Source organism: Sulfuricurvum kujiense DSM 16994 (genome assembly GCF_000183725.1).
Taxonomy (GTDB): Bacteria; Campylobacterota; Campylobacteria; order Campylobacterales; family Sulfurimonadaceae; genus Sulfuricurvum; species Sulfuricurvum kujiense.
On record NC_014762.1, the window covers coordinates 1,424,446 to 1,450,617 of the forward strand.

General features: G+C 42.4%; 30 protein-coding genes. 8 read left to right on the forward strand and 22 right to left on the reverse strand.

Translation table 11 applies throughout. The features are described from left to right. The first annotated feature begins 298 nt into the window (after positions 1-298). From mobB to SULKU_RS07130, 7 genes are all read left to right on the forward strand, one after another. Positions 299-805: a molybdopterin-guanine dinucleotide biosynthesis protein B gene (mobB, locus tag SULKU_RS07100; protein WP_013460269.1), complete on the forward strand. Its 507-nt coding sequence runs from the start codon at positions 299-301 to the stop codon at positions 803-805. Next, complete coding sequence (locus tag SULKU_RS07105) at positions 802-1,647, forward strand: class 1 fructose-bisphosphatase (RefSeq protein ID WP_013460270.1); 846 nt, start codon at positions 802-804, stop codon at positions 1,645-1,647. The genes mobB and SULKU_RS07105 overlap by 4 nt, the downstream gene beginning before the upstream one ends. Further along, positions 1,631-1,825: a hypothetical protein gene (locus SULKU_RS07110; protein WP_013460271.1), complete on the forward strand. Its 195-nt coding sequence runs from the start codon at positions 1,631-1,633 to the stop codon at positions 1,823-1,825. Before SULKU_RS07105 ends, SULKU_RS07110 begins: the two co-directional genes overlap by 17 nt. Positions 1,826-1,941: 116 nt before the next feature. Beyond that, positions 1,942-2,259 (forward strand): nucleotidyltransferase family protein, encoded by a 318-nt coding sequence (locus tag SULKU_RS07115; protein ID WP_013460272.1) that lies wholly within the window; start codon positions 1,942-1,944, stop codon positions 2,257-2,259. Next, positions 2,252-2,629, forward strand: a complete 378-nt coding sequence (locus tag SULKU_RS07120) for a HepT-like ribonuclease domain-containing protein (RefSeq protein WP_013460273.1) — start codon at positions 2,252-2,254, stop codon at positions 2,627-2,629. The genes SULKU_RS07115 and SULKU_RS07120 overlap by 8 nt, the downstream gene beginning before the upstream one ends. 83 nt (positions 2,630-2,712) lie before the next feature. Further along, entirely contained in the window at positions 2,713-4,662 is a 1,950-nt protein-coding gene (gene metG / locus SULKU_RS07125) for a methionine--tRNA ligase (RefSeq protein WP_013460274.1), read from the forward strand. Then, entirely contained in the window at positions 4,659-5,663 is a 1,005-nt protein-coding gene (locus SULKU_RS07130) for a hypothetical protein (protein ID WP_013460275.1), read from the forward strand. Before metG ends, SULKU_RS07130 begins: the two co-directional genes overlap by 4 nt. On the opposite strand, the gene SULKU_RS14405 is transcribed toward SULKU_RS07130, so the two are convergent. The 5 genes from SULKU_RS14405 to SULKU_RS07160 all read right to left on the reverse strand — a co-directional run bounded on the left by SULKU_RS14405 (position 5,664) and on the right by SULKU_RS07160 (position 9,970). Continuing rightward, positions 5,664-6,305, reverse strand: a complete 642-nt coding sequence (locus SULKU_RS14405; RefSeq protein WP_013460276.1) for a M48 family metallopeptidase — start codon at positions 6,303-6,305, stop codon at positions 5,664-5,666. It lies immediately after the preceding gene. Continuing rightward, positions 6,298-6,963, reverse strand: a complete 666-nt coding sequence (gene queC, locus SULKU_RS07140; RefSeq protein ID WP_013460277.1) for a 7-cyano-7-deazaguanine synthase QueC — start codon at positions 6,961-6,963, stop codon at positions 6,298-6,300. The genes SULKU_RS14405 and queC overlap by 8 nt, the downstream gene beginning before the upstream one ends. Before the next feature lie 265 nt (positions 6,964-7,228). Then, a complete protein-coding gene (locus SULKU_RS07150; protein WP_013460279.1) occupies positions 7,229-7,609 on the reverse strand; it encodes a DNA-binding transcriptional response regulator in 381 nt (126 codons plus the stop codon). Continuing rightward, complete coding sequence (locus SULKU_RS07155) at positions 7,587-9,077, reverse strand: hypothetical protein (RefSeq protein WP_151174278.1); 1,491 nt, start codon at positions 9,075-9,077, stop codon at positions 7,587-7,589. The genes SULKU_RS07150 and SULKU_RS07155 overlap by 23 nt, the downstream gene beginning before the upstream one ends. Positions 9,078-9,265: 188 nt before the next feature. Next, positions 9,266-9,970 (reverse strand): hypothetical protein, encoded by a 705-nt coding sequence (locus tag SULKU_RS07160; protein WP_013460281.1) that lies wholly within the window; start codon positions 9,968-9,970, stop codon positions 9,266-9,268. Positions 9,971-10,290: 320 nt separating this feature from the next. Here SULKU_RS07160 and ybeY point away from each other — a divergent pair, with 320 nt between their 5' ends. Beyond that, positions 10,291-10,713 (forward strand): rRNA maturation RNase YbeY, encoded by a 423-nt coding sequence (ybeY, locus tag SULKU_RS07165; protein WP_041667017.1) that lies wholly within the window; start codon positions 10,291-10,293, stop codon positions 10,711-10,713. A gap of 3 nt (positions 10,714-10,716) precedes the next feature. On the opposite strand, the gene mrdA is transcribed toward ybeY, so the two are convergent. The 17 genes from mrdA to SULKU_RS07250 all read right to left on the reverse strand — a co-directional run bounded on the left by mrdA (position 10,717) and on the right by SULKU_RS07250 (position 26,146). After that, entirely contained in the window at positions 10,717-12,546 is a 1,830-nt protein-coding gene (mrdA, locus tag SULKU_RS07170) for a penicillin-binding protein 2 (protein WP_013460283.1), read from the reverse strand. Next, complete coding sequence (locus tag SULKU_RS07175) at positions 12,543-12,998, reverse strand: hypothetical protein (protein ID WP_013460284.1); 456 nt, start codon at positions 12,996-12,998, stop codon at positions 12,543-12,545. Before SULKU_RS07175 ends, mrdA begins: the two co-directional genes overlap by 4 nt. Beyond that, a complete protein-coding gene (locus tag SULKU_RS07180) occupies positions 12,965-13,426 on the reverse strand; it encodes an N-acetyltransferase (protein WP_013460285.1) in 462 nt (153 codons plus the stop codon). Before SULKU_RS07180 ends, SULKU_RS07175 begins: the two co-directional genes overlap by 34 nt. Beyond that, the gene (gene yihA / locus SULKU_RS07185) at positions 13,423-14,034 is read right to left on the reverse strand and encodes a ribosome biogenesis GTP-binding protein YihA/YsxC (protein WP_013460286.1); all 612 of its coding nucleotides are present in this window, start codon (positions 14,032-14,034) and stop codon (positions 13,423-13,425) included. The genes SULKU_RS07180 and yihA overlap by 4 nt, the downstream gene beginning before the upstream one ends. Beyond that, positions 14,031-14,522: a lipopolysaccharide transport periplasmic protein LptA gene (gene lptA, locus SULKU_RS07190; RefSeq protein ID WP_013460287.1), complete on the reverse strand. Its 492-nt coding sequence runs from the start codon at positions 14,520-14,522 to the stop codon at positions 14,031-14,033. Before lptA ends, yihA begins: the two co-directional genes overlap by 4 nt. Positions 14,523-14,534: 12 nt before the next feature. Further along, positions 14,535-15,044, reverse strand: a complete 510-nt coding sequence (gene lptC, locus SULKU_RS07195) for an LPS export ABC transporter periplasmic protein LptC (RefSeq protein WP_013460288.1) — start codon at positions 15,042-15,044, stop codon at positions 14,535-14,537. Next, entirely contained in the window at positions 15,045-15,536 is a 492-nt protein-coding gene (locus SULKU_RS07200; protein ID WP_013460289.1) for a KdsC family phosphatase, read from the reverse strand. Continuing rightward, positions 15,533-16,105, reverse strand: coding sequence for an imidazoleglycerol-phosphate dehydratase HisB (hisB, locus tag SULKU_RS07205; RefSeq protein WP_013460290.1), 573 nt, complete (start codon positions 16,103-16,105; stop codon positions 15,533-15,535). The genes SULKU_RS07200 and hisB overlap by 4 nt, the downstream gene beginning before the upstream one ends. Position 16,106: 1 nt before the next feature. Then, on the reverse strand, positions 16,107-16,862 hold the full coding sequence (locus SULKU_RS07210; RefSeq protein ID WP_013460291.1) for a septal ring lytic transglycosylase RlpA family protein: 756 nt from the start codon (positions 16,860-16,862) through the stop codon (positions 16,107-16,109). Between the two features lie 43 nt (positions 16,863-16,905). After that, on the reverse strand, positions 16,906-18,126 hold the full coding sequence (locus SULKU_RS07215) for a lytic transglycosylase domain-containing protein (RefSeq protein WP_013460292.1): 1,221 nt from the start codon (positions 18,124-18,126) through the stop codon (positions 16,906-16,908). Between the two features lie 15 nt (positions 18,127-18,141). After that, positions 18,142-18,918 (reverse strand): TatD family hydrolase, encoded by a 777-nt coding sequence (locus SULKU_RS07220; protein ID WP_013460293.1) that lies wholly within the window; start codon positions 18,916-18,918, stop codon positions 18,142-18,144. Further along, entirely contained in the window at positions 18,915-20,456 is a 1,542-nt protein-coding gene (locus tag SULKU_RS07225) for an AAA family ATPase (RefSeq protein ID WP_013460294.1), read from the reverse strand. The genes SULKU_RS07220 and SULKU_RS07225 overlap by 4 nt, the downstream gene beginning before the upstream one ends. A gap of 100 nt (positions 20,457-20,556) precedes the next feature. Continuing rightward, positions 20,557-21,411, reverse strand: a complete 855-nt coding sequence (locus SULKU_RS07230; RefSeq protein ID WP_013460295.1) for an NAD(+)/NADH kinase — start codon at positions 21,409-21,411, stop codon at positions 20,557-20,559. A 60-nt stretch (positions 21,412-21,471) separates the two neighbouring features. Beyond that, positions 21,472-22,353: a Ppx/GppA phosphatase family protein gene (locus SULKU_RS07235; protein ID WP_013460296.1), complete on the reverse strand. Its 882-nt coding sequence runs from the start codon at positions 22,351-22,353 to the stop codon at positions 21,472-21,474. After that, positions 22,353-24,482 (reverse strand): WD40 repeat domain-containing protein, encoded by a 2,130-nt coding sequence (locus SULKU_RS07240; protein ID WP_013460297.1) that lies wholly within the window; start codon positions 24,480-24,482, stop codon positions 22,353-22,355. Before SULKU_RS07240 ends, SULKU_RS07235 begins: the two co-directional genes overlap by 1 nt. Before the next feature lie 11 nt (positions 24,483-24,493). After that, positions 24,494-25,705: a threonine ammonia-lyase gene (gene ilvA, locus SULKU_RS07245; protein ID WP_013460298.1), complete on the reverse strand. Its 1,212-nt coding sequence runs from the start codon at positions 25,703-25,705 to the stop codon at positions 24,494-24,496. A gap of 9 nt (positions 25,706-25,714) precedes the next feature. Continuing rightward, positions 25,715-26,146, reverse strand: a complete 432-nt coding sequence (locus SULKU_RS07250; RefSeq protein WP_013460299.1) for a CoA-binding protein — start codon at positions 26,144-26,146, stop codon at positions 25,715-25,717. Positions 26,147-26,172: the final 26 nt, after the last annotated feature.

The following is a 26,172-nucleotide window of genomic DNA, read 5'->3' on the forward strand; positions in this document are numbered from 1 at the left end:
ATCGGTATTATTAAGATACAAAGATGAAAAAATAGCTTTGGTCTCTAATGAGAGGACGATTGCCCCGCTGCGAAGCTGTTCAACCGCACGTTCATGCGCTTCATCCATCTTAAAAAGATCAAATGCCCCTTTTTGCGAACAGCCGCCAAAGACCAATAAAGCAGATATTGCTATCCATGAAAACCGCATTATAATCCTTTTGTCATCGAATAATCGTTATTATACGTCAACTCGCCTTAACGAACTTTCAATGATTGTTGACTATAATAGCCATTATTTTACATTGAGGTTGCTTTTTTTGAAAAAACGTTTAGCAGTAGCCTTTACCGGCCCCTCCAATAGCGGCAAAACGACGCTGATTCTGAAAGTTGCACGTAAATTGATTCATGAGCACGCTCTGGACGTCGCCATTATCAAAAATGATCCGAAAGACAAAGCTCAATTTGACGTTCCCGGAAAAGACAGTTATAAATTCAGCGACACGGGAGCGGAGGTCATCGTCACCTCCCCTACCCGCACCACCTATTTCTCACAGCGCCATAAAGAGCTCGATGAACTGGTGGCCCTATTCGGTGATTTCGACGTCCTTCTCGTAGAGGGGTTAAAAAATCTTCCGCTTCCGAGAATCAGTATTTTCAGAGGTACTATCGATACCGATTATTTTCCATATATGAACGCTTTGGCGATCGATGAGAGTATCGATACCTCGCACTATAGTATCCCTGAGGGAATCGATATTCTCGATCTGAACAACCCAGACCAGACAATCGAATGGATTTTAACTCACGCAAAGGTAATGCAATGAACCCAATTTTAACGGCGATACAAAAAAGCGCTATCCGTATCAAGCACGCGATTGATGTAAAAGATATCGGCTATTCCCAAGAGCAAAACAGCTCGGGGGAAACGCAGCTGCAGCTTGATATCCAAAGTGACTTGATCATCGAAGAAGAGCTGAGCCAAATAGAGGGTGTCCATACGATCGCAAGCGAAGAGAAAGAAGAGCCGATGATTCTAAACGAAAACGGCCACTATTTCATCGCATTCGATCCGTTAGACGGGTCTTCGCTTGTCGATGTGAATCTCAGTGTCGGATCGATCTTCGGTATTTACGAAGGAGCGTTTACCCCAGAGAAAATGGTCGCTTCGTGCTACGTAGTCTACGGGCCTCGAGTTGAACTTGTGTTTGCCTATGAGGGAAAAGTAAAGCTTTATCTCCTCCAAAACGGTGAATTCGAATACGTCAAAGAGATCCATTTAAATGAAAAAGGGAAGATTAATGCTCCCGGCGGAACGCAGCAATGCTGGGCTCCGTTTCATAAAACCATGATCGATTCCTTTTTCGCACGCGGTTACCGCCTGCGCTACTCCGGCGGTATGGTTCCCGATCTGCATCAGATCCTCCTCAAAGGGGGCGGATTGTTCAGCTATCCCGGTGCGAGCGATAAACCCGAAGGGAAGCTTAGAATGTTGTTTGAAGTATTTCCTTTCGCATTCATCTTTGAAACAGCAGGAGGAAAAGCGGTTGACGGAACTATACGCGTTTTAGAGAAAAACCCGCGCCATGTCCACGATACCAGTCCGTGCTTCTTTGGTTCATGCGATGAAATAAATGAGGTCATAAGTGTCTATGCAGGACAGCAATAGCGTTTATGAAGAACGGCTTGATGCGGCTATGAATGATCTTCAAGAGTGTCAGCAAGTCCAAAATGTGAGCAGCTGCTACGTGTGCGAAAAGTGCATCGGATGTGAAATTCGAACGAAATACATCCGAAGTGTTTATGAGAGTATGTCCAAGGGTGAAACCGGCGGATTTGATTTTTAAACCTATCTTCGTCATCCCCGACTCGATCGGGAATCCACTTTCCCCGTCATTTCGTATCAAGTACGGAATGACAAAATAGAACTAGAAAACCCCCTAAACTCTGTTATAATTAACTCATGACAAAAAAAGAAGAAATCTTAGCCTATCTCTCATCCATCCGCCCGAAATTAGAAAGCGAAGGGATCGAAAAATTAGGATTATTTGGTAGTTATGCACATGAAAGTGCCGTATGGGGTAGCGATATCGACATCGTGATGTATACTACTCCCCGTTTTTTACAAGTACATCCCGGATGGGAAGCATTGCGTGTAATCGAAGAACTCCGAAGTGCTATATCGTATCGTTTCGGCGGGAGACGTGTCGATATTTGTGATCTATCAGGATTAGATGACGTCAAAAGAGATAAATTGCTCAAAGAGGCGATTTATGTCTGATCTTCGTGACGCAGAACGTGTTCAAACCATCATCGAAAAAATCAATCTTATTCTCGAAATTGTCGATGAAAGCGACGGGATAGTTGCCGCGTTATCGGATACAAAACTCAAACGTCCAGCCATTTTGATGCACCTTGTTGCGATGGCGGAACAGTTTGAAAAACTCAAAAACGATGCCGCTTTCACTATCTTGACTCACTTTGATCGAGAAGACCTCAAAGGCTCATATGATATACGAAATTTTATCGCTCACGATTATGAGGGGATCAATCTTCCGATTATAGAAATGGTGATTCGCGAAAAACTCCCTCATATCAGATTATGCGCCATAGAAGCTCTAAAAGTTACCGAAAATCAACCTGCAATTTAATACTTTCAAATGTAACACCCGATAGAATTACGATAATTATTCCATCAATACTGTACGCACGGTCAATTTGTCTAAGGATACCAATGAAAAACTATATTACTACCCCAATTTATTATGTCAACGGTGAAGCTCATATCGGTCATGCCTACACTACCTTTATTGCCGACACGTTAGCCCGCCATTCGCGCCTCATCGGAAATGAGACCTATTTTCTGACCGGTACCGACGAACACGGTCAAAAAATCGAAGAATCGGCAGTAAAACAAAATAAACCGACGCAACAGTTCGCCGATGAGATCAGCGCCACGTTCCGAAATCTGTGGGATGAGTTTAATATCAGTTACGATCAATTTATCCGAACGACGGATGATGCCCATAAAAAAGGGGTTCAAGCCGCATTTTTGAAAATGTTCGAAAACGGTGACATCTATAAAGATTTTTATGAGGGGAACTATTGCGTCAGCTGTGAAACTTTTTTCCCGGAATCACAGCTTATGGACGGCGGATGCTGTCCTGACTGCGGAAGAGCGACCACCATCGTCAAAGAAGAGAGCTACTTTTTCCGTCTCTCCAAATACGAAAAACCGCTATTGGACTATTATGAAGCCCATCCGGAATTTATCCTCCCGAAATCTCGCCGCAACGAAGTAATCAGCTTCGTCAAGGGTGGCCTTAACGATCTTTCGGTCACACGCACCAGCTTTAGCTGGGGAGTGCATTTGCCCGAATCATTGAACGAGCCGAAGCACGTTATGTACGTTTGGCTTGATGCGCTGATGAACTACGTCACCGCTCTGGGATACGGCTCCGATGAATCGAAAATGCTCTTTTGGCCGGCAAACGTTCAGCTTGTCGGGAAGGATATCCTCCGATTCCATGCCATTTACTGGCCGGCATTTTTGATGAGTCTCGGCCTTCCGCTCCCAAAACATATCGGGGCACACGGCTGGTGGACCCGCGACGGTGAAAAAATGTCGAAATCCAAAGGGAACGTTGTCGATCCCAGAGAAGTATCCAAACACTACGGAGTTGAAAATTTCCGCTATTTTATGATGCGCGAAGTTCCGTTCGGACAGGATGGCGATTTCTCACAACGTGCCCTGATCGATCGCATGAACTCCGACCTCTCCAATGATTTGGGGAACCTTCTGAACCGTATCATCGGAATGAGCGAAAAATACTCCGACTTTGTCATTGACAGCGGAAATGTCGCACAATATCATGCAAAAGAGCTAAACGATGCTCATGGCATTTTGGATTCACTTGAAACGTATCTGGACGAATTGCAGCTTCACCGCTATCTTGAAGAGTTGTGGAAAGTGTTTACGATCGGCAATAAGGCTATCGAAGAGCATGCGCCGTGGGTTAAGATCAAAGAGGGTCGAACCGATGAAGCGCTCGCAACCGTAGCATTGGTCGCGAATTTATTGGCAAAAGCATCGGTTATGCTGAACGCTATCATGCCGGCTACGACGGCAACGATTGCCGATGCGCTCGGATTTGAGATTACGACTGAGAGCTACCGTAATCTTATAGCCAATAAAGCGCTGCTTGCGACGTTTACCATCAAAAAAATCCCGCCGCTTTTCCCGCGCGTTGAAGAGCCTTTGATGCAAGAAGCCCCGAAAGCGATGATCGAAGAGGCTCCTAAAGCGGAAACCAAACCTAAAACGGAAAATAAAAAAGAGAGTACGGTAAGTCCTGACGGCCTTATAACCATCGATCAGTTTTTCCAAACCTCGATTAAAATCGGAACCGTTCTGGAAGCCAAAGAAGTACCTAAAAGCTCAAAACTGCTCAAACTGCAAGTCGATTTGGGTGAGGAGTCGCCGCGCCAAATCGTTGCGGGTATCCGTGAATACTACAGCGCCGAATCTCTGGTAGGAACCCAAGTATGCGTCGTAGCCAACCTAAAGCCGGCAAAACTGATGGGAATGCTCTCTGAGGGGATGATCTTAGCGGCAAAAGATGCCGAAGGGCTCTGCCTAGTCCGCCCGGAAAAACCACGTCTTAGCGGAAGTTCGGTTGGATGAGACTGGAAAATATCCTCGCACTGAGCAAAGGTTCTCTTTTAGGAGACCCTGCAGTCAGCGTCTTTGAAAATGTCGTATTCGACGCTTCCAAAGTAAAGCGCGGATCGTTTTTCGTCGCCTATTCGCCCGAGGATATTCCTGAAGCGCTCCAAAACGGCGCATACGGCGTTATGTTCGATAAACCGACACAGATCAGTGACAGCGAAATCGCATGGATCAAAGTCGATAATATCGATAATGCCCTCAAAAAACTTCTCCGATTTTACCTTCTTGAAAAAGAGCTGCAAGTGTATGCGTGCGATCCGATTACCCTGCATCTCTCAACCATGATTTCCACACCGGCAAACTTTTGCAATATTGAAGGTTCTATGCGCGAGATATGGGAAAAACTATGGCCGCTGGAGAAAAAATCGATCGTCCTTTTTTCCCCGACGTTGACCGATCCCGATATTTTTGTCGAACATTCTCAGCTTATCCGTGCTCAAGAAAAAACGATCACTATTATCGAGCAAACCCTATTTGAGACCTCGTTCATACACAACGATACGTTTTACGAACGGCAGATGCTCTCACCGTTTTTTATCCCCTATCTGGAACATATCCTCTTTTTCTACACCTTTTTGCGAATCCCTTTCCAAATCAAAGGATTTAGTAAAATGGGTCACTTTATCCCCGTTTTTACCAATTCAAGACTGGAGAGCAAAGAGTTCGGAAGCAGTGACCGGGTAGTGATTTTCGAGCCGCTCTTAGAACTTATTGATGAACAGATCGATTTTCTTGATGTTCAGGCATCGTGGGCTAAAATCATCTATATCCTTCCCGATTCGATGCGTTCCGCCCTCACCATCGGCATAGAAAATATCTTTTTCTACCGTTATCCCGAAGAGATACTCTCTATCTTGCAATCCAAAGTCTTTCATTTTGCCCTCGTTGCCGGAGTCGATAAAGGGATTTTGAATCCGTCGCGTTCGGCGATGAAACAACTCGAACTCGTTTTTTAGCTAAAGTACCGGCCGGATCGATTTTAATTCGGCACGCAACTTCGATGCCTCGGGCAGATAGCGCTTCACCAAATCGTGAAACGCTCTGGAATGATTCATATGACGTAAATGGGCGAGTTCATGGACAATAATGTAATCCATCTGCTCGTAAGAGAGCTGCATCATCATCGTGTTAAACGTGACCACCCCTTTGGAATCACAGCTTCCCCAGCGGCTTCGAAGACGTTTAAATCGTACAGCACTCGGATGAAGTTCCATCTTTCTAGCGTAATAAGAGACACGGGAAGGAATGGTCAACAATGCTTCATCTTTGTAAAATTGATGATAATATTTTTCAATATTAAGCTCATTTTTGCATTTTTCGATCTTTTTTTGAAGATTCGGAAGCTGCTCGATCGAGCGTTTTTCCCCACGAAAACGGATCTCTTTTCCCAATACGGGCCGCTCCTCTAAACTGACCTGCAATGCATTCAGCTTATCTTTTATCCACTCCTCGCGAAGTTTTAAGATACGGCGGACTGAGGATTCGGTTTTAAGAGGGGTCCGTACCATTACTTCTCCACTATGCGTAATCCGTATGTACGTATTACGATTACGGGGACGATATTCGATCGAGACAGGAGAGGTATGCGCGTTAAACATAGTCTATAGGATCAACCGCTCCGGCACGTTCAAAGCCTCTAAGACGCAGACGGCAGCTGTCGCATACACCGCACGCTTTATCTTCGCTTGAGTAGCAGCTCCATGTCAGGTGCAAAGGAACATCTAGCTGTATCGCTTCTTGGACAATCTGCGATTTTTGGAGGCGGACAAGCGGCATTTCGATGCTCAGATTGGTACTCTCTTTCGTACCGAGATTTGCCGCTTTCGTAAATGCATCGATAAACGATTCGCGGCAATCGGGATAGCCGCTGCTATCCTCTTCGACGACTCCGATAGCGATAGCAGAACATCCCTCTTTTTCGGCAATTGCGGTAGCGATAGAAAGAAAGATTCCGTTTCGAAACGGTACATAGGTGATAGGAACTCCCGGTTCTATTCCCCCGGTTGGGACATCGATGCTGTGATCGGTCAATGCCGATGCCCCGATGGTTTTAAAAAAATCGAGGTCGATTTCGTATTTTTCATTCACCCCTAGATCTTTGCATATTTCTCGGAAACAGGAGAGTTCTTTTGCAACGGTGCGCTGTCCGTAGTTAAAATGGAGTGCAACGATCTCATATCCCCGCGAACGCATGATATAGGCGACAAGGGTCGAATCCATTCCGCCGCTCATAATACAAAGTGCTTTTTTCATCATTTATACCTTTGGGCGTGATTGTACCAACGAATCGCTTACGATCAAAATAAGGCTTGAGAAGTTTTGTGCAACACCATTGGGGCAACGAGGTTCAAGTGTATGAAAGGTATTTTTGACTGCTACAATAAAAAGTTTATTTGCGTTAGGATGTTTATCAGCTTTTTCAATTGCTTCAAAATACGAAGTTATTACGGTAGGCGAGATATCGATTAATTCATACATAAAAAATACTCGTAAAACTTGAACAGTATTGTTTAAAAAAAAATTACTTCAGAATGTCTTTTAACATATCCGCTATTTGATCAATATCAATTGGTTTAATGGCTACCCTAATATCATAACCTTGTTCTATCAATTTTTCTTCGACCTTAGAAGAACCAGTCAATACCATAACCTTTTTTAATACATCTTTGTTAAATGTATCTATGTCTTGAATAATCCCAAATCCATCTTTATGACTTTTTAAAGACAAATCAATATCAATTATTATGGCATCATAAGCATCAATATTTGAAATATTTGTAAGTTCTTGAGATGTATTGTATTGTGTAATTTGTAGTTGATTATCAAAAGACAACAAATTTATAGCTTTAAAAGCAGGCTCATGATCAGCATATTCATTTTCAAAGATAAGTATTTTTTTCATCTGTATCCCTTCCTAATGTTAATGTTGTTGTAAAGTATTTTTCATCTTCCAAAGATAGTTTACAATGAATATGTAATATATCAGACAATTCTAAAATATGTACCAATCCAAAGCTATTTCTACGGTTAATTTCAAGCCTATCTGCTCTATTGAAATTATTTATTAATTCTTTCAATTCAGTTTTTTTCTTAGTGGCTTCATGAACTGTATTTTTAAAAATAATTCTAGCTTCACTTCCATATTCATACGTTATAGATTGTTTTCCACTTGAGTATTTTCTTATATTCTCAATGATATCAGTAAAAAAGAATTCAAGTAAATTTCTATTTAATTTAAAGGAAGTTTTATCCATATCTTCTTTTGAACAATTAACGATTACATCTGTTTCAGAAAAGTTTTCTAACCATAAAGGCATAATTAACATATAAATGTGTTTTAGCTTAATTTTTTCCATCTCATAGGATGCAAATGGGCTATTTGTTTTATCTAATACTTGCAATGTTTTTGTTTCGATATTGTGTAATGAAATTAGAGCACGTTCTTTTGTCTCTTGAATAATTTCTAATAATTGCTCTTTTTTATCAATATCAACTGTCTCAAGTTTTTGTAATAACTGAAAATAACTTTTAATGGGTGAAAACTTATTCTTTAAAAAATGTATAGATTGAACAACATGATTCACATAATGTAACTCTGCATTTAGTTTTTTCAAATTTGTGTATTTTCGTTTGTTTAAGGCATCTTCAAAATCAAGAATTTTTGTAATTTTCAATAATATAGGTTTGATTAATTCATCTGTTATAATCAAATAAAGTAAGTTCATAGATTGAATTTCTCTTGAAAAAATAAGAAGAAAAATATATTTATTAATCCTTATATATAATGTATTTTTATATACTTTATCATCAATAATTACTGGAATATTGATGCTTTTTTCATTTGATTTACTTGCGTCTTCTAAATTTTTTATATCATATTTTAAAATTAATTGCGAAGTGCTTCTTATCTGTAATTCACGCGTTTTTTCTGATTCGACAAAGCATGCAATCATCTCGACACTGTTTACTTTTGTAAGAATATTTTCCAAACTTTCAATGACTTTATTATATATTTTAGGCAATTGTAATGAGTTGCTGGTCTCTCCAGTAATTTTATCTATACTTTCAAAGATATTGAACAAGTCATTTATTATTTTTGTTCGACCTACTTCAGCATAACTTATTAATGTTAAAAAAAACAATCCAACTAATATATATATTATTTTGGGATCAAATCCATGTTGATATATAAAAATAATTGAAAATATCAACGATGACAACCCTAAAAGTAGAAATGGATTGCGCTTATTATTAAGATGATTTGGTGAATTAAATAATGGGAATAAAAGCAATAGGATATTGTATATTTCTATAATATTTTTATCAAATAAGATTAGGGCTATAAAAACATAATCATTTAGTGTACGCAAGAAGTGTTTTTGGTTCTTAAGAAGCTGAAAATAAATGAATATATATATAATAATGATAAATATATACATATACCATGTAAGTATTGAATTTTGAACAAATAAAAGAAAAATCGAATAAAAAACTAAGATATTACGATATAAAACAGAAATAAATCTTTTGATAGATAAGTCACTATTATTAAAAGTTATCAAATTTTTTCCACCTTATTAGAAATTTCTTTAACTACAAAATAAGTAATCAAGAAATAAAAATATATTTTCATACTACTCATAAAAAGCAGTTCAGGCATTGTATTTAAAAGAAGTTTTTTGTTGATATTAAAAATAAAAGCTACAACATTACCAAAATAATTTAAAAAAATATTTTTATCATATTCAATTAAAGAAATAGAAAGTAATCTAAAATTTTCTTGTAGATGATAAAAAATACATGTAAATATTATTAATGAAAATAACAAAGTCATAATTAAAGAATATAAATCATAAAGAGCTAATTTAACAATAAAGCCAAAATAATTATGTTCTTTTAATAAAATATCAAGTTGAAATTTTTTTTTCAGTTGCTTGTATTTATCAATTTCATTAGTTCTATGGTGCTGATGCAAAAGACGGATAAAATAATTTAATGCATTAACACGTTCTTCAGTTGGCAAATAAGAAATAGTTTTATATATTTTCTCATAAACGATTTCATCATATGAAAATTGTTTTTTTTCAATTGATAGTAAATAGTATTTCAACCAAATTTTGAGGTGTTTGTATAAAAGAAATGAATATTTTTCTTGGTCTCTAATTTCTATTTGAAGAATCAAATTAATACTGGCTAGTTTACTATCTGGTGTTTTAGCATTTTTAAAATTTGATATTGCCTCTTGCAGTAAGTTTTGCATCATATGATTTTACTTTCAAATAGGTAGATAATATATTTTGAAAGATTATATCGAATAATATTGATATAAAAAGTTTTTACTAATTAAAAATATCAATAAAAAAGAGTTAGGATTAGGTATTAAGACTAACCTACTTGAGCCATATTAGGTTATGTAGTTTTTTATATAAAAGCGTGTCATCCGTGGCAACCTTCGTGGCAACCGTTGCCATATTGGTACGTTTTCGGTTTGTCAGTGACCGACTTTTTGCCTATTTTAGGTTGATTGAAAGCCCTATTTTTGGCACTTTTATAAGTATTCAGAACATATGCTACAATACCGCTATGATTGAACTAGATAACCGAACCGATAAAACCTATAATTTTCAGCTTTTGGAGCAGATTGCCGATTTGCTGAGCGACCGTGAGATAGAATTAATTCTTACCGATAATGTTGAAATCGCTGAAATCAACCGCGAATTCAGAGGTATAGATAAAGCTACCGACGTCCTCAGTTTCCCCAGCGATCCGTTCCCGGGAGCGCCCCTTGGGAGCATCGTCATCAGTGTCGATAAAGTCGCATCGGTCGCTAATGAGCTCAAACACAGCGAAGATCACGAAATCGCCCTTCTCTTTATCCACGGGATGCTTCATTTACTCGGATTCGACCATGAAGTCGATAACGGCGAAATGCGTCAAAAAGAGATAGAGCTCATTGAGACCTTCAAGCTTCCAAAAAGTTTGATTGTCAGAACTTTGGAAGAATAGAATTTACGGATTCTTCAACGGAGTCGTTGGCGCTTCCGTCGGCAGGTTCTTTTTGATATAGCCTAAATCATCAAGCTTATTATAGATGGATGATACGATTCCCCCCGTCGCTTCTCCTCCGTGTCCTCCGTGCTCTACCATGACCGTTACAACAAACTGCGGATTATCGGCCGGTCCGTAGGTTGTAAACCATGCATGCGAACGTTTAAAATAATCCATCGAATACTCTTTTTGACGTTCTTTGACCGTTTGGGAAATCCCGGTCGTCTGTGCAGTACCCGTTTTTCCGGCAATCGGAAAGCGGGTATAAACATACGCTTTTGCCGTACCTCCCGGATCATTACATACGCCGCGCATTGCCTGTTGGATAATAGGGAGCTTTTGTTTTTCCGCAGGGGTCAAAACATCCAACGGGGCAGGAGTATACGGAGCATTGCCGATCATTTTGGCTATATGGGGAATCGGCAGCATTCCGGTCGCCATTAATGCGGTTTGCTGTGCAATCTGCATCGGCGTAACCAGCATATCACCCTGCCCGATGGACGTATTGAGCGTTTCGCCCTGATACCACGGTTTATGGAATTTTTCACGTTTCCAGGTACGGCTCGGTACGGTCCCGATAAATTCATTCGGCAAATCGATGCCGGTTTTTTTGCCCAATCCCATCCGCATCAATCCGTTGCTCATCCGATCGATTCCGACTTGCAAGGATCCTTGGTAAAAATAATCATCACAGCTCTCTACGATAGCTTTAGTAATGTTCGTAGGACCGTGTCCGTTCTTTTTCCAGTCGCGAAACGTCCGATTCCCTAATCGCATCGATCCGGTACTGTTGATCGTCGTATATTCGTTCCATACCCCGGAGTTGATGTAGATCAACCCCATATTATTTTTAATCGTCGATCCGGGAGGATAAAGTCCGTTGATCAATTTGTTCGTAAAAGGTGAATCGACACTGCTCATCAGTGCGTTCCACTCTTCCGAACTGATTCCGGAGACAAACCGGTTGATATCGTATTCAGGATAGCTTCCGGCGGCATAAATCGCACCGTGGATATCCATAACGATAATAGCTCCCACTTTGGTTTCAAATGCCTGTGTAATGAAGCTTTGAAGGTTCATATCGAGATTCAATACAAGATTATGGTTTTCCTGTGTCGCACTTCGTCCCAACTCTTCAATTTCGACATTGTGCGCATTGACTTTAATACGTCGTTCTCCTGCAACACCTTGCAAGTATTTGTTGTAATATTTTTCAATACCGTTTTTCCCCACATGTCCCAACAGCTGCAATGACGGGTCGGCATCAATCTCTTTTTGATTGGCTTTTGCGACGTATCCGATAAGATGTGCTCCGATAAGACCATAAGGATAAAGCCGTTTCGGTGATGGGGAAATTTTAATCGAATCACGCAGATTCATCAATGCATAAATCGGGATGATTGTCTCATGGGGAACAAAATCGACGACATCGATATAAGCATGATTGTAATACGAATCTTGCATCTTATAGGTTTTTGCTATTTTTTTCGCATCCAGTGTCGGAATCATCGATACCAGATAGGAAATTTCAGCATCCAGCCGAGAGCTGTCTTTTCCTTTTGTCAAATGAGGTGCAAATGCTATTTTAAAGCCCAGTTCATTAATCGCCACCGGCTCTTTGTTACGATCGAGGATTTCACCCCGTACCGGTGCGGAGAGCTCAGATTTGATACTGTTGTTCTCAGAAAGGTTTTCATAATATTCGTTAAACTGAACGGCAAGGTGAAATACCCTTACTATCAATCCGATCCAAACGATGATAAAGATGGACAATAATATTTTAATTTTCATATAAATACCGAAACGATCAAAAATTCTATAATCATATAAAGCCACATATGCCAATCAATGACCGGCGGGCTCAACATCAATACTTGATTTACAAACCACATAAACATCCAATATCCGGGATAGGCCAGAGCGACCAAAACTGCCGCAAGACAAATTTTACATCGGATAGTCTGTTCGACTTTCGGCAGCATATACTGCGTTATAACCGTAAAAAACACAAGTGTACTGCCGAACCAAAACCCTTTTTCAGCTTCAAAAATCAGCAGCATCACCGCAACGGTGACCAAAGAAAAAAGGTCATGTTTGCTTAGCGCGTCATAATAAAGAAAAAAAAGGACGGCCAGCAAAGGGGGCATCAGCAAGTACATGCTGCTTAGGCTGATATAAAAAACGAAAAGAACGACTAAAAGCAGCCGGCTTATAACGTTTTGATAAGAGAAACTTCGTTGCATACCGGAAAGTGTTTACATTTAATACAATCAGCCCAGATTTTGTGTTCCGGGATTGACTCTTTGGGAATTTCGACAAACCCCAATCTTTCAAAAAAACGTTGCTGATACGTTAGAGCCAGAACCTCTTTAAGACCTAAACGGCGCCCCTCTTCGCACGCATTTTCAACCAAGGTAGTACCGATATTACGACCGCGGTACGCCGTGTCTATAATCATCGATCGCAGTTCCGCCAATGCCGGAGAGTGTATATGCAAAGCTACGAATCCTACCAGCTTTTCACCGTCCAGTGCCAAAAAATACGATCGGATATTGGTAGCGATTTCATCATTGCTGCGTGGCAAAATAACCCCGCTTTCGATTTCAGGAGCAACCAGCTGCTGCATGGCGGGAATATCAAGCAATGTTGGTTTTTTATAGGTGATATTCATTGCTCGTCACTTTTCAGCAGACGGTAAAGGTGCTCGACGATCGCATCGACACCGCGGCGTTTTGTATTCGAAACCATAATGGCTCCGGGAAACCTTTTTTTAAGTTCAGAAAGCTCTTTTTGGTTCAGCTTGTCGATTTTGGTAAAAATAGTCACGATAACCTGATCCGGAGAACAAATTTCATGCAAATACGCGTCTACCGAACGGTCGATTTCCAAATCGGGATGACGGCAATCGATAAGATGGACAAAAATACGGATCTGCTTGCGTTCGGCGATAAAACCTGTAAGATTGCTCTCCCAATCGGTTTTGAGCGATTTGGCTACCTTAGCGTATCCGAAACCCGGCAAGTCGACAAATTTTGCACTGAGGCGCTCATTGGTCTCCCGATCGGCGAACACTACGTCAAAATAGTTGATCAATCGCGTTTTCCCCGGCGTCGCCGAAACCTTTGCGAGTGATTTGCGTTTGGTCAACGTATTGAGCAACGAACTTTTCCCGGTATTGGACCTGGCCATAAAAGCGACTTCGTTTTGGTACTCATTCTCCGGCGTCAACCGGATATTCGGTGCCGACGTTACAAAAGAAGAATCAATAATCTCTATCATTTAGTCGAACTTTTGGCTTTTGATTTTTTCTCTTGAAGGGTGAACGTCATAACGACCGGCTCATTATTGGCACTCTCGGCAGAAGCTTGTCCGTAGACCGTGTTAACGATGACTTTATCCCCTTTAACACGCCGGTAATCATCAATTCGGATCAAATCGACTTTTTTAGAAAAATGGTATTCATTCTCATTCGGAAAATAGATTGCGACTTGGGATTTTCCTTTGTATCTCTCTTTCATTTCCGTCACGATGTAAAAAGAGACATCGCCTTCCGCAACATATTTAACCGGCTTTTTGTCTTTGTCCGTGAAAATCGTCACTTTAGATGCGTTCAATTCATCCGATCCTTTGGTCAATTTCACATCACCGGTAAATACGGAAATCCCTTTTTGTTGGTCCCCTTTGAAATTGTCAGAAACAACCTTAAGCTCTTCACCCCATGAGAGTGCGAAAAAGAGAGGAACTATAAATAGCAGTTTTGGTATCATGAATGTATATTCCTATTTTATTTGGTAACTGCCGCGGATTTTGTTCGCGGATACGGTATCTTCTTCTGTGTTGTAATTCAATGCCGTACCGTCGATACGATTCGCATTCTGTGTAATTACAAACGGACCTTTTGTCTGAATCAAAGACTCTTCGGTATTATAAATACCCTCATTTGATCGAAATTCAAGCCCGTCTTCGCGGGCATAATGGACATTCCCGTCAACTTTGATAATGTCATTTCGATAATCGGCGTTATCAGAGCGTATGGTTTGAAATAGATTTTTCGTATTATCGCCAAATTTTGCTGATGTTATCACATAATAGTTGTCAAACTTTTTCCCCTCTTTCCCTTCCAGGACATGTTCAATCCTTTTATGGGAAATTTCATATAAGGTAAAATCGCTTAACTCAATTTTCGGGATATTACGGTTGTCTTGCAAAGCTTTATAATCGGGGGTAAAATAGCTGTACATCCCTATCAGCAGGCCCAACAAAAAAACAAAAAACAGATTGATCGACATTTAAATCCAAAGCGCCAAAAATTTTTCTTCTTCGCCGTTGCGACGGATCACTTTTTCGATCATTTCCCGGACGCAAGCATCGCCTCCGCAGCGGTCCAGCACTTCGGCAAATGTCTTGAGATAATCAGAACCGTCTCTCGGAGTATAAGCCAACCCCGCCCATTGCATTAGATTATAGTCGTTCAAATCGTCACCGATCACCGCTACTTCATGCGGCTCGATGCCGAGCTCTGAACACATGTTCATTGCGACGGAACGTTTATCCTTGACCCCCTGATACAAATGGGCTATATCAAGCTCTTTTGCTCGATGTTCAACGATGCTTGAATCTCGTCCGGTAATGATTGCGGCACGATGCCCCATCTTTACCCATGCCTTGATCGCAAAACCGTCTTTTACATTGAAATTTTTTAGTTCCAGACCATCGGCAGTATAGATTATCTTGCCGTCACTCATACAACCGTCGACATCCAGAATCAACAATTTGATCATAAAACACCTTTGGTACTCGGGACACCTGCTCTGTCATTATGTGCCAAAGCGCGGCGAAGCGCGACGGCGAGCGATTTAAACGCCGCTTCGATAATATGATGCTTGTTTTTACCGCGAACCATGACGATATGTGCCGTAATTCCGGCATTAAAGACAACGGCACGAAAAAACTCTTCGGCCAGTTCAGTATCGAAGCTGCCGATTTTTCCCGACACCGGGACATCATAAACGAGAAACGGCCGATTACTCAAATCCAAATCACAGGTCACAGCAGCTTCATCCATAACGACGGTGGCACTTCCGAAACGTTCCACTTTTTCAATCGGGTAAATAGCCTCACGGAGTGCTTGTCCTAAAACGATACCGATATCTTCTACGCTATGGTGATCGTCAATATGAATATCCCCGTCACAGGTGACCGTTAAATCGATTTGGGCATGTTTGGCAAAACTTTCCAGCATATGATCCAAAAAACCTACTTTGGTCGATATCGTACTTTTGCCCTCTCCGGCAATTCTTAATGACAAGTCGATATCGGTTTCTTTAGTTTGACGTTTTTTTTGGATCATGTTATTCCCCTATGATAAAAGAGCCCTGAAAGTAGCCCCGTGAAATGAAATCGCGAGCTTCGGCTTCACTTTTAAATCCGCTCAGCCATACACGAAATAGTCGTTTGTTATTATACTCTGTATCTTTAATAATTGCAGAGTACCCGTGAAATGAGGCATATTTTTCTTTGGTATATTTTGCCCCTTGAAAGCGTGAGAACGAACCTATTTGAACATAAAAAGTATTGAGCACCGATTGTTGAGGACCGGATGAGAGCTGAGCCATATTGATGGTGCGCATAGAACCCGGCTCAAACCCAAGTACTTCCAAAGTCACAAACGCCGTCCCTTTTTTTGCAAGACCGATCTGATCGGCTGCCGCATAGGAGAGATCAATAATCCGGCTCTCTACGAACGGCCCCCGGTCATTGATCCGAACAATCGTTTGGGCGTTATTTTCGGTATTGGTAACTCTGACCACCGTATTCATCGGCAGTGTTTTATGTGCAGCCGTCATAGCATACATATCATACGCTTCGCCGTTGGAGGTAGATTTACCGTGAAAATCCGGTCCGTACCAGCTTGCTCTTCCGTTAAACGTATCTCCGACGTGAACAACGGTCGGATAATACTTTTTTCCCATAACGGTATAGGGGCGCATGGTGGCTTGAAGATCGCCGTTTTTTTTGAAAACATTGGATGAGCTCATTGCAAGTTTTTCTGAAGGATATTTTTGAGACGATTTGGCCGGGTGGTACGAATAAGAACCGCTTTTCATCGTACATCCGCTAAATAAAACCAATAAAAATGTTAAAAATACTCTAATCACCTATTTTTACTTCCTCTCCCTCATACAGTATACTTGTAATAAACGGGTTTTTTAATTTTAACTGTTCAAGTTTTATATTATACAATTTTGCGACTGAAGCGAGGGTTTCACCCGATTTTGCTTTGTGAAGCCGTGGATTTGTCAAGAACGGCTTATTGATCGGTATTTTGACACGGCGGTTAAGATTTCGTCCGTCATCGGTTCCGATCATATTTTCCATCATAATGGCTGTTTTAGGAACGTTGTACCGTTTTGAGAGCTGTTCCAGTGTCTCTCCTGATTTTGCAGGGTCCAGAACGAAATACCCTTTTAGCTCTTTTGTACGGTATTTTTTACGAAATTCATCCAGTTTATTTTGCGGTATGTAAACGGGATAGGATTGCTCGTTCGGCGGTGTAATCCCTTTTTTCAGATGGGTATTCAGTACCACCAGTTTCTTTTTTGGCATCTCCAGCACCGCTGCGATCCGATCGAGGTTTTCCCCCTCCGGAAGATAGACCGTAGCGATCGGGCTCTCCTGCTGAGTGTTGGCAAACGTGTCATATTGCATCTTCGATATAAAAACGTCATCCGTCGCCAGCAAAGATAAAGCGATAACTTTTCGGATATATTTTCGGCTCTCAGGCGGCAGATAGGCACGCTTCGGATCGGTTAATACCCTGATATCGCTGGTTCCGGCTTTGGCGATAGCACGGCTGAGCCTCCCGTCACCGCAATTGTAGGCGATAAGCGCCAAATACCATTTACCGAACTGCTTTTTCAAGCCGCTCAGATAAGCGATAGCGGCACGGGTAGATTTGATATGATCGCGCCGCTCATCTACAAACTGGTCAATCTGCAATCCCTGAAGTTTTCCGGTTCCCTCCATAAACTGCCATAATCCTGCAGCACCCCGTGAGGAGGTAGCGCTCCCTTCCAATTGTGATTCAACCAGTACCACAAATAAAAATTCGCTCGGCAAATCCGATTGGGCTATGAGCGATGAGAGCATCGGAATAAAAACATCGCTGTTCTCAGAGGTATCGGCAAAGCCTTGGAGGGTACATTCGCGTTTTTTCTGATCGTACATATCGTGCAGGTAAGGGTCTTTTAAATAGGAAGCGGGGATATCGAAGTGGCTAAGAACTTCTATTTTTTTAGGATCTGTCGGGTCAAATCCTGACCCTAAAAGCCATAGGGGGATAACCAGTATCGATGCTAATAAATGCTTCATATCCCCTCCATAACGCTATCCTATGCCGAATAAAGTTTTTGCGTTTCGTGTCGTCAGTGATTCGATCGTTTCTCTGCTTAAACCCAGTAAATCACCCATCTTGTCCGCAACCAAACGGGTGTATGAAGGTTCATTCCGGCTCCCGCGGTGGGGGTGCGGGGTAAGGTAGGGACCGTCCGTTTCAATCAGCAGTTTTTCCTGAGGGATGCGGGGAAGAACATTGACCAGCTTTTTGGCATTTTGAAACGTAAGGACTCCGCCGATGCCGAAATAAAACCCCTCTTTGGAAAGAGACAAAAGCTCATCATCTGCGTTATAGCAGTGGAGCACTCCGCCGACTTCCCCTGCCCCCTCTTCCAGCAATATCATTTTGGCATCATGGCTGGCATCGCGTATGTGGACGATGAGAGGCTTTTTGACCTTTTTGGCAAATCGGATATGAAAACGGAATACTTCATCTTGCCGACTCTTTTCCGCATGTTTCTCTTCATCGGAGCCTTCAAGTCTGAAATAATCCAAACCGCATTCTCCGATCGCCACACATTTCGGGTGGGCCGCATATTCTTCAAAATCAACCGATTCGATATGCTCCATATCATAAGGGTGAACGCCTATCGCAAAATAGACATCGTTATAGTTTTCGCAAATCTCTACGGCTCTTTCCAAGGTTCCCGGATGTGCTCCGGGGATAATAAACGCTTCCACTCCCGCTTCGCGGGCACGTGCCATCATAGCATCGAAATCCTCTCTGTAGCGTTCATCATCCAAATGGACATGGGTATCTATAATCATGCTATTCCTCGGGAACGTTCAAATAAATCTCTGGCAAATCCCAGGGCTTCCGCAGTGACACTTTCACCGCTGATGATACGGGCAATCTCCTCGATCCGCTCATTATCATTCAGTTCCCGCACACGGCTCTCATCCTCTTTGTAGATTAAAAAATGCTGCTGCCCCATCGAAGTGAGCTGAGGCTGATGGGAAATGACAAAAATCTGATAGCGAGATGAAAGATGACGCAATACCTTCGCAACGCTCATCGATTCCTCCCCGCTCAAATTGGCGTCGATCTCATCAAGCATCAATACTCCGCCGTTGCCTTTCATACTTTCAACGCCCATAGCCAATAATGCCAAGCGCAGACGGTTAAACTCACCCGAACTCAATTTATCGAGTTTTGTCCCTTCTAAACCCAAAATCGCTTTATCACATCCTGTCGCACTTAAAGGGGAATCCTCAATCTCTAACGTTGCTTCGCGTAAATAAAGCATACCCAGATACGAATTTAATGAATTAACAGCTTCATTGAGAATAGCTTGTCGGTTTAAAGAGAGTATTTTGGCAGATTTGTCCAATGCACCTTTAAGAGATTCAATCTTTTTGACCAAATCATCTTTGGAGTGTTCAATCGTCTCATACGATTCAAGTTCCCGCATCTTCTGATCTCTGTAAAGCAATGCTTCTTCAACTCCCCCGTAACGGCGTTTAAGTTCTGAAATCTGTTCAATCCGATCAAGTACGGACTCGATCGAAACCTCTTCAAGTTCATCGAGACGTTCAGAGGCACTCTCAAAAACGCTTCGCAGCTCATTCATCGCATCATCAAAAAAGGCACTGTCGGCTTCCAGCAGACCCAAAGCGGAGCTTACCGATGATTCATAAGAAAAAATTGCTTGTGCCGCAGATATAGCCGATTCTATTTTCTCTTTTTTGGAGAGCTGTTTTTTGATTAAATTCAGCTCTTCATCTTCACCGATTCGAGGTTTTATAGCATCGATCTTGCCGATCTCAAATTGGGCAAACTCTTTGAGGTCAGATAAGTTTTTTTCTTGTTCTTCTATCGCTTTTAGCTGATCCGTGAGAGATTTGTACGCAGAGTAATTGTTTTTATGCTCGTCCAGAATTCTTAGATGATCAGGAGATTTGATTCCGATACGTGCATCGATAAGACTAAGCAGCGATGAGGGTTCAAAGTCACTGTAGTCTTTGAGACTTAAATGACGCAGATAGAGTGAGCTTATCGACTCCATTGAACTTTTTGAAGTACTCTGGTTATTAATAAAATAGCGGGTCTTCTCTTTTTTGACATGGCGAAAAATATTCGTTGATTCATTTTGAATGCCGTAGAGTTCTTCATCGATATCCCAGGCAACGCTTGATTCGCAGATGTGCGCGTCGACGTTGTCCAATCCGACCGAAGCCAAAATAGAACGCATTAAAATCGATTTACCGCTCCCGCTCGGTCCCGTAAAAACGACAAGCCCGGGATGAAACTCCAAATCCGCCTCTTTAAAGGTTAAAAATTCTTTTAAATAGAATCGCTCTATCATAATTACATCCTATACGCCAAGGGAGCAAAGCCCCCTTTGGCTACGCTAACGCTTAGTTCTCTTCGGCAGAGTGCCCAATTACGCTTGCGTAATTTTGTCATTAATTCCCCCACCCTAATTTCTCTTTTAGAACTTCAAAATAGTTAAACTCTTTTCGATGGATCAACTGCGCCGCGCCCGATGCAAGTTTGATATGAACCGTATCGCTGTCACTGATTTCAACCAGATCCTGCCCGTCAACAATCACCAAAGCACTGGCATCGGGAGTTTTCATCTCAATTTCAAAATGTCCCGGCAGAACAACGGGACGCTGTGTCAATGAATGGGGGCAGATAGGCGTCAGTGCAAAAACCTGTGTCAGAGGAAAAAGTACCGGTCCGCCGGCAGAAAGGTTATAGGCCGTAGAGCCGGTAGGAGTAGAGATTACGACACCGTCTCCGTAGTAGGTGTTAAAGCTTCGGCCGTCGACAAAAGTTTCCAAACGAATCATCTTCGCAATGGAGGGACGGGTAAGGACGATATCGTTGAAAGCAAAGATTTCGCTTTGGCCGTTAGGGGATGTAATGGTAGCTTGCAAAACAGCCCGTTGATCGATGCGGTATTCACCTGCAAGCATCTTATCCACAAAAATTTCAAGCTCGGCAAAATCAAGATCGGCTAAAAAGCCGAGTTTACCCGCATGTATCCCTAATACGGGAAGCTGATAGCGGTATGAGCGGCGAACGGCGGAGATAAGGGTACCGTCACCGCCGATGGTAACCAGAAAGTCGCTGTTTTGACACAACATCTCAAACGGCTGCCCCATGACATCAATCATACCGCCGCTGATGTTATCGATGATGACTTCGATCCCGCGCGATTCGAATATCCGTTTCGCTTCAAAAAACATCTCTTTGAGTTCCGGAGTCGAGGGGCGAAGAAGCATTCCGACACGTTTAATATTAGTTAATTTCAATATTTCGCCCCTTTTTTCTTTGTTTTTTATTATAGCTAACTTCCCGTTCAGGTCAAAATTTTAGTGCAATTTGAAATATTCCAATGCGATGCCCTCACGCAATCCGTCATCAATGATTAGCGCTTCCTCATGCCCTGAAGCCTCATAAATCGCCGTTACCATTAAGATTCCGGCCATAATGAGATTTTCTCGCCCGACGCCTACATAGCGCGTACGAGTTACTTCATCCATCGCTAAGAGTTCATCATAAACGCGAAAACAATCTTCTAACCGCAAAAGGGTTCCGTTGATTTTGTCCGGATCATAATTCTGATAATCCATCCCGTTGAGATAAGCTGCGATGGTAGTCGGCGTACCGGCCGTGAGGACTAGCGTCTCAGCTATTTTCGTGCTGAGCGACTCGCTTACCTTGCACTTAAACTGAGAAATTTTTTCTTCCAATAGGTTTGAACCGATAGAACTCTCCGAGAGGGTAACAATCCCCATATTGATACTTTCCGATTGAACCGCCCCATTCTCGTAGCGTATCAGTTCGGTAGAACCGCCTCCGATATCGGCGAGAATAAACGATGAAGGTGTAATCCCCAGTTTGCTCAGGCGAATATGGACGGCATTCAGGGTAAGGGCGGCTTCTTTTTGCGCATCGATGATGGCAAAAGAGATACCCGTTTCCTCTTTTATCCTTTGTAATACGGCTGTACTGTTGTTGGCGAGTCTCATCGCAGCCGTGGTATACCCCGCAATGCTTTGTTCCGAAAGATCTATTTGTGTTCCTGCCTCATTAATAGCATCGATAATCCTATTGATTGCCTTTTCGCCGATGACTCCGGTTTCATAAAGCCCCTCGGCGGTACGCACGATCTTTTCAAAGCTTTTGCCCCATCTCTCTCCGTCAAATTCGATAAAACGGATTGTATTGGAACCTAGGTCTATCGCTACCATTAAGCTATTACCGTAATATCATCAATCCGCATGGCGGGTGTCCACAACACGGATGGAGCTTGCTCGAATGTCTCAATATCCAGTGGCGATTCATACAGCAATTTAAAATAATTATTTACGCTTCGAATCCCTTCGTCCAATCCGAATATGGAGATGTACTGACGAATACCGTATTCGATATTTTCCTGAGGAGCTTTGAACTGTATTTTTTGCTCCAGCTGTACACAATACGCTTGTGCCATTACCCCTCCCATCGCTCTAAATTTATCACGTATTCCGAAATAAGGTTCAAAAACCGCCAAAGTTTCCTGCACGCTTCCTGTCGAAGCGAATCGTTGCGCATTATCGGTAATAGCGTTCCATTGGCGCTCGATCAACTGAGCTTCCGGAAGCTCATACAGGAGCGGATAGGAACTGAGATAAGAAAACGCATTGGAGAGATCATTTGCGGCAATCGCCTGGAAAAAGAGATGTTTAATACGGATCGTATCGTCCATTTCCTGAGCCTCTTTGGCATAATCCGGAAAAGAGATCAGAATTTTGCATGCTTTGCGTACCGTCGCAAAGTCACCTTTCGCATATGCTTTTTGCGTCTGTATATAAAGAATATCCCCATATTCCATTGTCGATGCATACTCAGAAAATTCTTTCAAAAACGGGTACATTTTTATGAGTCCGAAAAACTTGACGTAATCGTTTTGAGAAAGGATCTTCTTCATGTACAAATACATTTTACGCTGTTCAAACAGCTGCTGTATCAGCATCGTTTTATCCGAAATACCGCGATAGGGAGCCAGTAACGCTCGTGCTTGTTCCTCCCCGTTCGGAGCTAAAATCAGCTCTTGCGCTTTGAAAAAAATCTTTTTCCATTGCAATTCCATCTTGCGATAGTGTTCCGACTCCTGAAACACGGGATATTGCTTGGCTAACGAATAGGCTAGAGGAAGACGTCCTATTTTAATGTAGTTTTGAAACATTCCGAATTTTTCATACGCACTGAGCATCTGATTGATTACGGCCGTTTTTTTCGGAATTCCCATGAAAGGGGCAAATAGCTCTTTCGCATTTTCGGATTCATTTTCTTCCAGATACGCACGACCTTTTTCGATGGCGTACATCCAGCTTTTTTCAGCCAATTCATATGCTTTGGAATAAAGCAGCATCGGATTATCTTCAAGAGCGTCATAAAATGCTTTGTATTGCCCATCTAAAAGCATCTGCAAATATCCCTCTTCATCACCGAACAGCGAATAGACATAAACATTCCCCTTTAGGGTACCGATAGCCAAACGCTCAGGATTGTTCATGAAAGCGAGGGAGGATATTTCCTCGGATATTTTAATAAACCGTTTTGAAACCATCTCCGCCGTATGCAAATCATAAAGCGCCACATACCCCTGCTTCGTCCCGACAAAAAGGAAATGCTTATTTGAACTTACACAAACACAACTGACTTCATCCGCCAGTTTCGGGAGCCGTTTTATCAGCTTCCCGTCGCTCATATCCCATAATATTATTCCGCCGCTGCGATCGAGCGAAAGAAGTTTCGCTTCCGGCATAAATACAATTTCTTTGACCATATCGGCGTGTCCGCGCAGCCTCATGGCCTCATTCATCGTCGCGATATTCAGTAAATTTATTGATTTGTCGTAGCTTCCGGTTGCGATCCATTGTCCGTCGTCGTTAAAGGTGACCGCACTGACAAAGTCGGCATGAGGCGGAAGCGAAAACGCCAGACGGGAAGTTTTAAGAACCCAGGCAAACGACTTGCCGTCTTGGCCGGATGTGACAAAATACCGACCGTTCGGATCCATACCGACACTTTCGACTTCACCGTCATGAGAACCGACTTTATAAATTTGTTTTCGCTTGGATAAACTAAAAATGACGGCTTGATTTTTATCCGTATCGGTCGAAACCATATATTCCCCGTCATGGGTCATATCGACATAACTGCTGAGATGCCGTCCATGGGTAATATTGGTTTTAAAGCCGTCAATAACGACATAAAGCGACGTATCGATAATACGGAGAGTGTTTTGGGTGTCGACGATACCCAAATTTCCGGTGCTCAGCGTTTTAATAAAAAGAATGGGATCTTTAAAATTTAATGATTTTAAAACATCCATATCATTTCTTTTTAGTGCTCTTCGCTGCTGAGATAACGGTGTTCTTTGAGCAAAGCACGAATTTGGGACTGATGTTCTGAGCCTTTTGTTTCCAAATGGATCATAACGTTGGCATCACCGTACGCCAAAGTTGTCGAAGTTCTATCGTATGCGATATGAACGATATTGGCATTTAAATCTTGCAGCATACGGGTCAGCTGCATCAATGCACCCGGCTTATCGATCAGCGTTACGGTCAGTTTCATCTTACGACCCGATTTGATCAGACCCTTTTCGATAATAACGGAGAGAAGCGTCACATCCATATTGCCGCCGCTGAGGACGACTCCCACTTTTTTATTACGGAAATGATCCAATTTATGATGCAGCAATGCGGCGACACCGACGGCCCCGGCCCCTTCAACCACAAGTTTTTGCTTCTCAAGAAGAAATAAAATCGCATTGGCGATCTCTTCATCATCGACACTGACAAACTCATCTACCGTTTCAAGAATATGAGACAAGGTTATCGGAGACGTATCCCTCACAGCGATTCCGTCCGCAATCGTACGGACACTGGTACTGTCAATCGCCTGCTTAGCATCATACGATTCGCGCATTGCCGGTGCGCCTACCGCACCGACACCGACTACACGGATATGAGGGGCAAGTGCTTTGATCGCCGATGCCATACCGGATATGAGTCCGCCGCCGCCGACAGGGATCACAATCGCATCCATGTCATTCATCGATTCGATCATTTCGATCGCAATGGTCCCCTGCCCCGCCATAACCGCTTCATCGGCGAACGGATGAACGAACACCATTCCGTGCTCTTCCCCGTAACGAGCCGCGTATGCATAGGCTTCATCGTAATTGCTCCCCGCTAAAATAACCTCCGCACCGTAATAGCTGACCCCGTTAATCTTCGTCAGCGGAGTCGACTCCGGCATGACGATAAGGGCACGTGTCCCAAATATTTGGGCCGCCATAGCAACACCCTGGGCATGATTTCCCGCACTGGCCGCGATGACTCCGCGAGAACGCTCTTCATCACTCAGCGATGCGATTTTATTGTAGGCACCCCTGATTTTAAAAGCACCGGTAACCTGGAGATTCTCTTTTTTCAGATAGACATTGCATCCCGATTCCTGACTAAGTCTCGGGGCATGGGCAAACGGTGTTTCTGTGATCACATTTTTGATGCGTTCATGCGCTTCATATATTGTTTTTAAATCGATCAAGCTTTCCCTTTAAGAATGGAGGAGACGATGCTCGACCATACTGCAATGATTTTGTACCACACGCATCCCCGCATTGCGGGCACGTTCGGCTGCTTCGTTGTTAACGATCCCTTTTTGGGCCCAAAATACTTTCACATCACCGCGGGCTATACACGCATCGGCGATTGCATCGAGCGCATCGGGTTTACGGAATATATTAACCATATCAACGGCAAATGGGATTTCCGCAAGAGAACGGAACACTTTTTCTCCCAGTATCGTCTCTTCCTTCGGATAAACGGGAATAATCGTATATCCGGCATTTTTAAGATATTCCGCTACGCGGTAGCTGTCTTTGCTCGAATCGGGAGAGAGCCCTAATACCGCAATTGTTTTGACTCCTTCCAAAATAGTTTTAATTTCGGTATTCGTTGCATTGACCGTGGGGAATTCGCATTCCATAAAAGGCTCCTAAAAAAGGTAAATAT